Source organism: Streptomyces sp. NPDC058459 (assembly GCF_042721685.1).
In the GTDB taxonomy this organism is placed as follows: Bacteria; Actinomycetota; Actinomycetes; order Streptomycetales; family Streptomycetaceae; genus Streptomyces.
This window is the reverse complement of the sequence record NZ_JBHXLV010000224.1, coordinates 1-10459: the sequence shown is the minus strand read 5'-3', so window position 1 is coordinate 10459 and position 10459 is coordinate 1. Positions and strand designations below refer to the sequence as shown.

Sequence of the window (10459 nt, the reverse complement as noted above, 5' to 3'; positions counted from 1 at the left end):
CGACACTCGGGTCCTCGGCCTGCCCAACCTCAGCCCACAGCACGAAAACGGTCCACCGACTCCGTCGGCGGACCGTCACGAAACTTCGAGGCTAGGTAGTGAAGTGGGCCTGTGCATGGTGGCAGGACGAGCCCGTGCGCTTCGTTCGGGCCGAGGCGTGCGATTCCTCAGCTGCACCGAGCAGAGCTGGGACGCGGTCTTCTCCATCGGGGGCGCAATCTGAACCACCGAGCCGGAGAAACTGCTGCCGCTCATCACCAAGAGCCTGGCACCGGAGTAGAAGGACAACCTCCGCAGGGCCGCCCAGTCGGGCCGACGCCGCAGCGCACGGGCGGGTCAGGCCGGGTGCTTCCACTCTTCGGCGAGGATCCCGTGAACGATGGAGTCCCGCCAATGCCCGGCGCGCTGGATGTGGCTCCTGATGACCCCCTCTTCGACCATCCCGGCGGCGGTCATGGTGCGGGCGGAAGCCTCGTTGAGCGGTGAGCGGGCGCCCCAGACGCGGTGCAACTCCAGGCCGAGGAAGGCGACGGCGAGGAGCAGGTGGACGGTCTCCAGGCCGTACCGGATGCCCCAGGCGTCCGGGCGTAGCGCGAAACCCATCGTGGCCGCACGCTGCTGGTGGGGGTCGATCGCCAGGCGACCGACCCCCACCAGGCGCTGCGTGTCTCGCTCGACGACGACCAGGCCGTACTCCGTACGGGGTTCGGCCGTGGCGGAAGCGATCCAGCCGGTCACGATTTGGCCCACCTGGTTGCGGGTGCGCGGCTCGAACGACATGTGCGCCGTCGCCTCTGCGTCGCCGTAGATTGCGTGCACCCCGTTTGCGTCTCCGATGTCGGTCTCGCGCAGGGCGAGGCGGGCGCTGGAGCGGGCGACGGGGTACATGCTGGCGACTGTACCGGCGTGACGGTTACCGAGGCAGAGCGGGGCGGTTGGGCTTGTAGAGCCCGATCTCCTCGTGCAACTCCCGGCCGGTGGCCGCCTCACGCAGGGGCCCGATGGACAGGGCGCTGCGCACGCGGTGGACGGAGGTGACGATGCCGGCGTTTCGGTAGCTGGGGGGCAGGTCCAGCACGGGTCGCACGGCGTCCGCCGCGCCTTCGAGGTCGCCGCTGTTGAGCCGGACAAGGGCCAGGTTGCACTGGGAGCCGGCGAGGTCGCCGAAGGCCCAGTTAGGGTCGTCCTTGTCACTTAGGCCCTTCACCGCCTCCTCGGCGAGCCTGCCCAGACGGTCGTCGCCTTGGCCCAGGAGGACGGCCGTCTCCACTTGGTAATACCGCTGCTTGGGCAGGGAGTAGGTCAGAAGGCCGCCCAGCTCGTCCAGCGCGTCGGGGCTGATTGCCTCGCGGAGGCGTTCGGCGCGGACGGTGGCCTCCTGGACCGCTTCAGCGTCGCCCAGCACTGCGGCGGCGCGGGCTTCGAGGCCGGGGAGCCACACCGACACGCTGCCGCCCTGGTGCTGGGCCGCGGCGCCCTGACGGGCGAAGTGGAGGGCGTCCTCGGGCTGCCCCGCCCAGTAGGCGATCAGGCTTTTCAGCCCGTCAACCAGGGCTACGAGCGCCGGTTCTTCGGCCTCGCGGGCGCAGAAGCCGGCGGTGCGGGCCTGCATCCGGGCGGTCGCCGGGTCCCCCATGTCGTGGCTGCCCTTGGCCATCATGAAGGAGAGGATGGCGGCCATTCGCAGCAGCTCACGGGCCTGCGTGGGCCGGGCCCGCCCGCCCTCGATGAGTCGGAAGGCGTCGTCCTGCGTTTGGGCCAGGTCCTCCCAGAGCTTGGGGAGGGGGACCCGCGGGTACTCCTGGGCGATGCGGGACACCTCATCACGGAGGAAGCCCAGTGTCTCCTCTCCCACCTGGTTATTCTCGGCCCCCAGAGTGAACTGCATCGCGCGTCGCGCAGCCATCGCGCCCACCTTTCTCATCTCGCGCAGGTCCGTGCCGAGGTAGGCAGGGACATCAGTGTGTGGCGTGCCGGGCGCCGCGCCTGGAGTCGCCTGTGCGGCTGGCCCCCAGAGCTGGTCGATGCTGTGACCGAACATGTGGGTCAGGACCCGCTGGAAGTCCTTCTGCGGCTTCCGTGCGGTGTAGTACCAAGCCTCCAAGGTGGCGGCTGCGGGCTCCAGTGTGGCCAGATGCGGCAGCCCATCGAGCGTGGCGACCTCTTCGGCGTACTTCCTGAAGTGCCGCAGGAAGACGACATGATCCTTCCAGGCGCGCCGGTCAACCTCGGCGCGGAACAGGGTGGGTTGCGTCTCCGGCATGTGCCCTCCTTGTGCGCCAGCACGTCAACTCAACCGAAGTTAGACCGACTTCTCCCCCAAGCTGCCCGGAGCGAGGATCTTTCAGCAAGTCGAAGAAAGTCCGATGGAACACCGAGGCTTCCTTGGCAACGGCCGGGCCAAGGCGATGGAACTTCATGGGTGGTTTTGGGTCGCGTAGTTGGCCACGCTCGTTCCAGTAATCGTGCAGAGTGCCGATTTGAACACGGACTCTGCGCATGACCGGGAGGCCAGCGATGAACTCGACAACGAGCACCACGGCCCCACTTGTCGGGCAGGACTCAAAGAGCCGGGGCCCCCGGCCGTCGACGCTGGGATTCGACGCAGCCTTCACCCCCGAGCGCTGCCGCGTCGCCGGCGCCCGCAGAATGACCGCGTCCCAGCTGCGCTTGTGGCACGTACCCGAATCGCTGACCGCTGACGTCGTCGTCACCGTCTCCGAACTGGTCACCAACGCGATCCAGCACGGCTACGGCGACATCAAGTTGCGGGTGCAGTGCAGCGTGGACCGTCTGCTGGTTGAGGTCAGCGACCACAACTACGCCCCTGCCCGGATGCGGCCCATACACGATGAGGACACCCGCGGGCGCGGCCTGCACATGATCGACCAGCTCGCCATGGACTGGGGCGCGAGCGACGGTGGACTCACCACATGGGCGGCATTCGGAATTCCCGTTGAGACGCCGCGATGAAGATCCAGGGCGCGCAGCCAGACACGGTCCATGCCACCACAGTCAGTGTTCACCATAGACGCGTTGGCATCGACTTAGGACTGAGGACGTCCTTTCGCGTCATCCCAATAGGTCGCGAGCATTTCTCCCGGCCAGGCTGGCTGACGGATCGAGCCTCGTGGGCCCATCTGCTCGAAGTATGGCGCGACGTCGAGGACGGGAGTCCCGTCTACAGCGTCGAGGTCGGTGACGACAAGGTCCCGACTATTGACCCTGAGCAGCCGCGGGTAGCTGACGGCCAGTTGATTGGGGCGTCGGTGGTTGCGGTGGACGAAGGTTCCTGTGGCCGGCCAGCTCGGGTTTCCTCGTGGGCTGCGTGCATGCAGCTGGACGTCCTCGGGTCGCGCCTGGTGAAAATGCCAGGTCACTGTCAGGTGGGAGAACTTCTCGATGCCCTGCAGGGTTTCGAGCGGGAAGGCGCCGTCTATTCGAATGATCGATTCGACTCCGCCCTGGTAGTCGTCTTGCAGGCGGGTGTGGCCGCCCACGACTGTTGCAACTGCTTGGACCTCGTACGTCGTCACCGGTTCTTCCTCTCCTTGGGTGATGCTGGTCCGCGGGCTGCCGTCAGGCATCGAACGTCCGTGTCGCGATCAGCCTATGGCCCGGAGCATGCCGCGTGCCCGCCGGTCCAGCTCGGTGACATGGCGGCCTCCGCGTTGCCGGACGGGCGAAAGATCACTCTGGATGCGGACGATGACGTCGCGCGTTCGGCCGGACTGGACTCCGGTCATGGCGTCGAGTGCTTCGTTCCAGGTGGCGCACGCTTCGTCGAGGTTTCCCCGCTGGACTTGGACGGCGCCGAGGTAGCCCAGCGTCACACTGTGCGTGCGAGCGAACTGCTGACGTCGGCGTGTGGCCACACTCCGCTTGAAGTGGATCTCCGCGTCGAGGGGCTGCCCTATGTCGCGCAGGGCGCAAGCGGTCTCGTGGGCAAGGGAGGCTTCCTGGAAGAAGCCGACGCGGGCGGGGGCTTCGGCATTGTCAGCGCGGGCGAGGTCGCGCTCCGCTCGACTGATCGCCGCCAATGTGCCGACGCGGTCACCGTTGGCCGCGAGGGCCCGGGCGTGGACGATCGCCAGCAGCGCCTTCTCGCGATGGCTGGCCTGGCCGTAGCGGTCGCGGGACATCGAGGCGTCGGCCAGATCGAGTGCCCCGCGTGGGTGCCCGAGATCCACGGCCTGGTGGGCGAGGGCCCGCAGAACATGGCCACCGAGAGCTCCGTCGCCAGCCTCCGCCGCGATCCGGGCGGCGACAGTGAGATAGCGCTGGGCAGTGCGGTGTTCACCTGCGTCGAAAGCCATCCAGCCGGCGAGGTACGCCATCTCCGCGACCGCGGAGTACGCGTCGCGACGAAGCTGATCGGTACGGCACCGGCTTCCGAGCAGCGGCACCGCTTCGTCGAGCAGATGGCTGGCGAGGGCCTTGCGGCCGGATGCACCACCGCGCTGCTGGTCGCGTGCGGAGTAGTAGACCGTGATGTCGCGGACATCGGCGATGTCGGCCTGGGTCACCCCGCGCGAAGAGACCGGTCGGCGGTTCGCCGCTGCGGCGGGGGCGGCTGCCCACCACGACATGGTGGGCAGAGCGAGGCCGGCGGCGGAATACGCCGCGGCGGCCAGCAACTTGCGTCGGTGCATATCGAGATCGTCGCTTCCCAACTCGGCCAATGCGGTCAGAGGGTCGACGCTCCAGTCGGATCCGGTGTCGGTCGTGCCGGACGGCGCTTCTTCCAGCCCGAGGTCGGCCAGGGCGAGGCGGCGGCCGAGCCTGCGGGACAGCGTCTCGCGCAGGATATGCGGCCCTTGGCCGCTGGGCTTCGTGCCGAGCACCCACATGGAGATGTGCGAGCGGGAGATCGCCGCCAGCTCGCGCACTCCGCACTCTGCGGCCACGCGGGCAACGGCGGCGGCGGCCTGCGACTGGGACCAGGCTGCTTCTCGAATGAGCGCGGCAAGGGCGACGTTGCGTTCACGGACCATGGACTGTCCCTCGGTTCCGAAATGATCTTTGGCGCCTTTGGCGGCCTTCCCGTCCGCGAAGGCATACCCCTCAGACAGAATTCACGGTTCGCTCAACGTAGCTGCCAGATCACTCACTTCGCACGCCAGCCATCGCCTCGCCCGGGCGATCTGGGCTCACTTTGGCTTGATCCGAACAGGAGTTGTGTCATGCGCCTTTTGCTGGATGGTCACCGAGACGGCAGCCAGCTCGTGGGCGGGCGCGGGCGGGAAGCGCCCCTCACTGCGGTGCCGGCGCCGACGCGCGATCAAGTAGTAGCCGCGTCGGAGACGGTGACGCTGGTGCTGGGCGAGGATTCACCGCTGCCCGAGAGCGCCGCTGATGTCGAGGACCTCGTGCGTCTTCTGCGAGGCCACGTTGCCCAATTGGGCGCCCGGACCGCACCGGGGATTCCCGCCCTGCAGCGCGCGCAACAGCTCTGCTCCGGCAGCATCCCCGAGGGCTTCATGCCGAGCCGGGTGTACCTGGTCCGGCTCGCCGAGGCCACCCAGGAGCTGATGGCTTACGTGGGACGAAGAGGTCCCGGGCCGATCAACGGCCAGGACAGACGGCGTTGGCTAAGGCCGTCAATCAACGTGCTGCGCGGGGCCGTCTTCGCCCTCGCCCTGGCCTGCCTAGTCTTCGCCGCTTCGGTGCCGCGGACATGACGGTGACCGGCGCCGTCGTCATCGCTCTGGTCCTCGGGCCGACGGCCTGGCTGGTGTTTCGCGGCGAGTGGGCGGCCAGCCCAGCACGAGCCGTCGAGGACCTGCCGCCGCCCGGCAACGCTACCCCTCGGGCCGGTTACCACCGATCTGCCTTCTGCCCACCGCTCCCGGCCGCTGCGGCGGCCCCGATACCACCCCGTACCTGCGGGGCTCACGGAGATCCATACGATGAAACGGCTTCCGCGCATCGAGCAGTACGGCCTGATCGGCGACATGCAGACCAGCGCCCACGTCTGCGATGACGGTTCGATCGACTGGCTGTGCCTGCCCCGCTTCGACTCGCCGGCCCCATTCGCGGCCCTGCTCGGTTCGGAGAAGCACGGGGCATGGCGCATAGCCCCCGCCGCTGCCTGCCAGGAGGGCGCCGCGGCGAGCGCCGAGCGGCGCTATGTCGGCGAGTCCCTCGTGCTGGAGACGGTGTGGACGACCTCCTCCGGCAGCGTGACGGTCACCGACTTCATGCCGCCGCGCAACGGAGCGCCGCAGGTGATCCGGATCGTGGAAGGCACGGCCGGTCAGGTCTCCATGGTGTCCGCGCTGCGCGCCCGCCCGGAGTACGGCCGCATCAGTCCGTGGGTCCATGAGGTGGGCGGGCGCATGGTAGCCGAGGGCGGCGAGGACGCGCTGTGGCTGGACACTGCCGTCGAGCAGCAGGAGAAGAATGGGACGATCGTTGGTTCCTTCATGGTCGCCGTCGGCGACAGCGTGGCCTTCGTGCTGAGCTGGAGCCCTTCCCACGGCTGCCCGCACGAGATCCCTGAGCCCGGAGCCGCGCTGGAGGCGACCCTGGCATTCTGGGAGGACTGGGCGAGCCAGTGCACCTACACCGGGCCCTATCGCGACGCTGTCCTGCGCTCGCTCATCACCTTGAAGGCGATGACGTACGCGCCCAGCGGGGGCATCGTCGCCGCGCCGACCACGTCGCTGCCCGAGGAACTCGGCGGCGAACGGAACTGGGACTACCGCTACACCTGGCTGCGCGACGCCTCCACCACCCTGGCCGCACTGCTCGGGTCCGGCTTCCGGCAGGAGGCCGACGCCTTCCGCCAGTGGCTCCTGCGGGCGGTGGCCGGCGACCCGGAGAACCTGCAGATCATGTACGGCATCACCGGCCAGCGGGACCTGTCGGAGCGGGAACTGGGATGGCTGCCCGGATACGAGAACTCCGCGCCGGTCCGGATTGGCAACGGCGCGGCCGACCAGGTGCAGCTCGACGTCTACGGCTACGTGATCGAGACCCTCTACCTCGCGCACCTGAGCGGCGTCGCTCCGTGCGGGGACACCGCGGTCCTCCACCAGCGGCTCGTTGAGCACCTGGCCGAGCGGTGGCAGATGCCCGACGAGGGGATCTGGGAAGTCCGCGGAGAACGGCGGCACTTCGTCCACTCCAAGATCATGACGTGGGTGGCCGTCGACCGCACCATCCGCCTGGTCGAGGCCGGCGCCATGGAAGCCGACCTGTTCGCGCTGATCGAGCTGCGCGAGGCCATCCACCACGACGTGTGCATGCGCGGCTTCGACGCCGAACGCAACACCTTCACCCAGTCCTACGGATCGCAGGAGGTTGACGCCGCGCTGCTGCTGATCCCCCGGGTGGGCTTCCTGCCACCGGACGACCCACGCGTGGTCGGAACGGTGGAAGCGGTGCTTCGGGATCTGTCCACCCCCGAGGGCTTCTTGCACCGGTACCGGACCGCCGGGAAGCGCGCCGGGATCGACGGCCTGACCGGTAACGAGGGGACCTTCCTCCTCTGCTCGTTCATGATGGTCGACGCGCTCGCCCTGACCGGCCGCCTGGACGAAGCCCACGTCCTGTTCGAACGAGTGCTGGCCCTGCGCACTGACCTTGGTCTGCTCGCCGAGGAGTACGACCCCACCACCGGGCGGCAGCTGGGCAACTTCCCGCAGGCGTACAGCCACATCGGGGTCATCGGATCCGCGCTCCTGCTGCAGCAGCTCGGCGCGGGTGCGCCTGCGGCGGAGGCGGACGTTCTCGTGGCGGCGAGTGCGTGATGAACACGCTCGCCATCACCACACTCGTCCTGTTCACCCTTGCGACCGTCGTCGCCGTGGCAGCGGTCTGGGTCACCCGTCGCCGCTGGCTCGCGGCACGACAGCAGGCACTTCTCCTGGCCCGCGAGCAGCAGGCCGTCGAGCAGGCCCTGGACCGGCTGGTCCGTGAGGTGTTGCCGCAGATCCACAAGGCCGGCGGCCGGGCTGCTCCGCCTGTTCTGTCGCCGGAGCTGGCCGGCACCGCGGTCGGCGAGCGGCTGGAGCTCGCGGCCAAGGCCACCGCCGGCCTCGCCCAGGCCATCGTCCGTGACATGCAGTACGCCGCGCACCAAGAGATCGAACAGGTCAAGACACGCGGAGCGGAGGAGCTGCGCCGTGCGCACACCGACGCGCAAGCGGAGATCGCCCGCGTGCAGGCGAACGCCGTGCGGTCGACCGAGGCTGCGGTGCGCAGCGTGTCGTCGGCGCTGGTGGGCATGGCCGCCCGGACCAGCCGCAAGGTCAGCGCGGGGGTCCGTGCGCACCAGGACGACGCCGCCTTCGAGACGCTGACTGGGATCGACCGCACCGTCCAGCAAACGCTGCTCGTCGCGCAGGGCTGGACCGTCCTGGCCGGCGGCAAGCTGACCCGGCACTGGATCACCACGACCCTGACCGATGTGGTGCGGGCTGCGATGGGCTACGTCGAGGACTACCAGCGCGTGGCACCGCAGGAGCTGCCCCTCGCGGTGAAGACCCGTGTCGTCGGGCCCGTGGTGCATACCCTCGCCCTCTTGCTGGACAACGCGCTGCGCTTCTCCCCGCCGCAGTCCCGCGTCCACGTCTCCTTCGAGCAGGGCCACCACGGGGTCACCGTCATCGTGGACGACAGCGGCCTGCAGATGACGCCGGAGCAGCTCGAGGAGGCTCGGGACGTCCTCACCGGCCAGCGAACCGACGACATCACACGGCTCGGTGCCCTGCCCAGGACCGGCTTTCGGGTCGCCGCCGCCCTCGCTCGCGCCTACGGCTTCCGGGTAGATGTCCAGGCCCCGAACGCGCTGCTGGGCACCCGCGCGCTCCTCACCTTGCCCGAGGACCTACTCACCGAGGCCGCTCCCGCACCCGCGGTGCACAGCGTCTCGCAGGGTGCGCTCACCCCGCTTCCAGAGAGCCGCCTGGCACTGGCCCCGCCCGCGCAAGGACCGCAGCCCGTCGCCGTGCCGGCACACCCGCTGGCAGAGGGGCGCCTATATGCACCGGCTGCTGCCAGGACGACGGCCAGCGGGCTGACGCGGCGCAACCGGCGCGGCACCCCGGCATCTGATCCCGCCCGCCGCCCGGTCAACGCGGAGCCGGGACGCGCGAGCGTAATCGCCGCCTGGGCCCGCGGCACCCAGGCGGCACGCGCCGAACTTGACGCCGCCCCCTCCCCGACCCCTGACGAGCAAGGACACGAGGCATGAGCGAGAAGAACATCGGCTGGTTCCTGGAGCGCCTTGAAGAGACCGACGGCGTGGAGTACGCCGTGCTCGTCGCGGCCGACGGCATGAGCCCGGATTACACGCCCCGCCTCCCGCAGGAGCAGGCAGAGAAGATCGCCGCCATCACCTCGACGCTGTGGGCGGCGTCGAGGGCCTACGACCGTGAGACCGGCGGCGGGGGCGTGCGCCAGTTCGTCATGGAGTCGGTCGACCACATCTCCCTGCTCGTCCCGGCCGGGGAGAACACGATGCTCGCCGTCTGCACCAGCAGCCCCGACGTCGACATCGGCCTGATCAGCGAGGCAGCCCTGCGGCTGGCGGGAAGCGGCGATCATCTGGGCGTCAAGACCCGGGTGACCAGCGGCGTGGAAGCACCGCCGGCATGAGCAGGCCGCGGCAGGATCCCGACCTGGTCAGGCCCTACGTCCGCACGGGCGGACGTACCCGCCCCAGCACGGACGTGCGTCTGGAGAGCGTGGTCTTCGCCGCGACCGGCACCCACCCCGGACTTAATGCCGACGGACGCCGCCTGCTGGCTCTGTTCGCCGGCTCCCGCGGCGGCGGTCTGGCCGTCGCCGAGATCGCCTCCGAACTCGCCCTGCCGCCCTCGACCACCCGCATCCTTATCGCCGACCTCATCGGACTGGGACTGCTGACCCTTGCCCAAGCCCAGGACGACAACCGCCCTCCCCTCTCACTGATCGAAAGGGTCCTTCATGGCCTTCGCGCTCGCGCCTGACCGGTTCGTCGCGCCGACGGTGACGGCGACCGCGAAGATCGTGGTCGCCGGAGCCTTCGGCGTGGGCAAGACCACGTTCGTCGGCAGCGTCTCCGAAGTGCCGCCCGTGCACATGGAAGAGACCATCACCCGGGCCAGCGCTGTGGTCGACGACCTGGCCCGCACGCCGGAGAAGTCCACCACCACCGTCGGCGTCGACTTCGGGCGCAAGCACCTCGGCGACGACCTGGTGCTGTACCTGTTCGGCACCCCGGGCCAGGCCCGGTTCCGGTTCCTGTGGGAGGAGCTGATCGTCGGCGCCCTCGGCGCCCTGGTCCTGGTCGACCCCCGCGACCTCGATGCCTCCCACGAGATCCTCACCCTCCTCGAAGAGGCCGAAGTGGCGTACGCGGTCGCGGTCAACCAGTTCGACGGCGCACCCTGCTACCCGCTCGCCGAGATCCACGAGGCGCTCGCCCTGGAGGGACACACCCTGTCGGGACCTGGACGACCGAACTCTGATT

Annotated in this window: 11 protein-coding genes; 7 read left to right on the top strand and 4 right to left on the bottom strand. The window is 69.3% G+C overall.

The window, feature by feature from the left end; translation table 11 throughout:
* Nucleotides 1–336: 336 nt before the first annotated feature.
* Nucleotides 337–888 carry a GNAT family N-acetyltransferase gene (locus ACFWN1_RS28325; protein WP_384367878.1) on the bottom strand — a complete coding sequence of 184 codons (552 nt, stop codon included), beginning with the start codon at nt 886–888 and terminating at the stop codon, nt 337–339.
* 25 nt (nt 889–913) lie between these two features.
* Nucleotides 914–2263 (bottom strand): hypothetical protein, encoded by a 1350-nt coding sequence (locus ACFWN1_RS28320; protein ID WP_384367875.1) that lies wholly within the window; start codon nt 2261–2263, stop codon nt 914–916.
* Nucleotides 2264–2517: 254 nt separating this feature from the next.
* Here ACFWN1_RS28320 and ACFWN1_RS28315 point away from each other — a divergent pair, with 254 nt between their 5' ends.
* A complete protein-coding gene (locus tag ACFWN1_RS28315; protein WP_384367872.1) occupies nt 2518–2973 on the top strand; it encodes an ATP-binding protein in 456 nt (151 codons plus the stop codon).
* A gap of 74 nt (nt 2974–3047) precedes the next feature.
* Here the strand turns inward: ACFWN1_RS28315 and ACFWN1_RS28310 are convergent, their stop codons facing one another.
* Nucleotides 3048–3536 (bottom strand): SAM-dependent methyltransferase, encoded by a 489-nt coding sequence (locus ACFWN1_RS28310; protein WP_384367869.1) that lies wholly within the window; start codon nt 3534–3536, stop codon nt 3048–3050.
* A gap of 69 nt (nt 3537–3605) precedes the next feature.
* On the bottom strand, nt 3606–4994 hold the full coding sequence (locus ACFWN1_RS28305) for a Tat pathway signal protein (protein WP_384367866.1): 1389 nt from the start codon (nt 4992–4994) through the stop codon (nt 3606–3608).
* A 189-nt stretch (nt 4995–5183) separates the two neighbouring features.
* Between ACFWN1_RS28305 and ACFWN1_RS28300 the strand changes: the two genes are divergently transcribed.
* The 6 genes from ACFWN1_RS28300 to ACFWN1_RS28275 form a co-directional block, all read left to right on the top strand.
* Entirely contained in the window at nt 5184–5681 is a 498-nt protein-coding gene (locus tag ACFWN1_RS28300; RefSeq protein ID WP_384367863.1) for a DUF6415 family natural product biosynthesis protein, read from the top strand.
* A 228-nt stretch (nt 5682–5909) separates the two neighbouring features.
* Entirely contained in the window at nt 5910–7754 is a 1845-nt protein-coding gene (locus tag ACFWN1_RS28295; protein ID WP_384367860.1) for a glycoside hydrolase family 15 protein, read from the top strand.
* Nucleotides 7754–9199 (top strand): ATP-binding protein, encoded by a 1446-nt coding sequence (locus ACFWN1_RS28290; RefSeq protein WP_384367857.1) that lies wholly within the window; start codon nt 7754–7756, stop codon nt 9197–9199. The genes ACFWN1_RS28295 and ACFWN1_RS28290 overlap by 1 nt, the downstream gene beginning before the upstream one ends.
* Nucleotides 9196–9603 carry a roadblock/LC7 domain-containing protein gene (locus ACFWN1_RS28285; RefSeq protein WP_384367854.1) on the top strand — a complete coding sequence of 136 codons (408 nt, stop codon included), beginning with the start codon at nt 9196–9198 and terminating at the stop codon, nt 9601–9603. The genes ACFWN1_RS28290 and ACFWN1_RS28285 overlap by 4 nt, the downstream gene beginning before the upstream one ends.
* The gene (locus ACFWN1_RS28280) at nt 9600–9956 is read left to right on the top strand and encodes a DUF742 domain-containing protein (protein WP_384367851.1); all 357 of its coding nucleotides are present in this window, start codon (nt 9600–9602) and stop codon (nt 9954–9956) included. Before ACFWN1_RS28285 ends, ACFWN1_RS28280 begins: the two co-directional genes overlap by 4 nt.
* Nucleotides 9934–10459, top strand: a 526-nt coding sequence (locus ACFWN1_RS28275; RefSeq protein WP_384367848.1) for an ATP/GTP-binding protein, incomplete at its 3' end; no start/stop codon positions are given. The genes ACFWN1_RS28280 and ACFWN1_RS28275, both read left to right, overlap by 23 nt.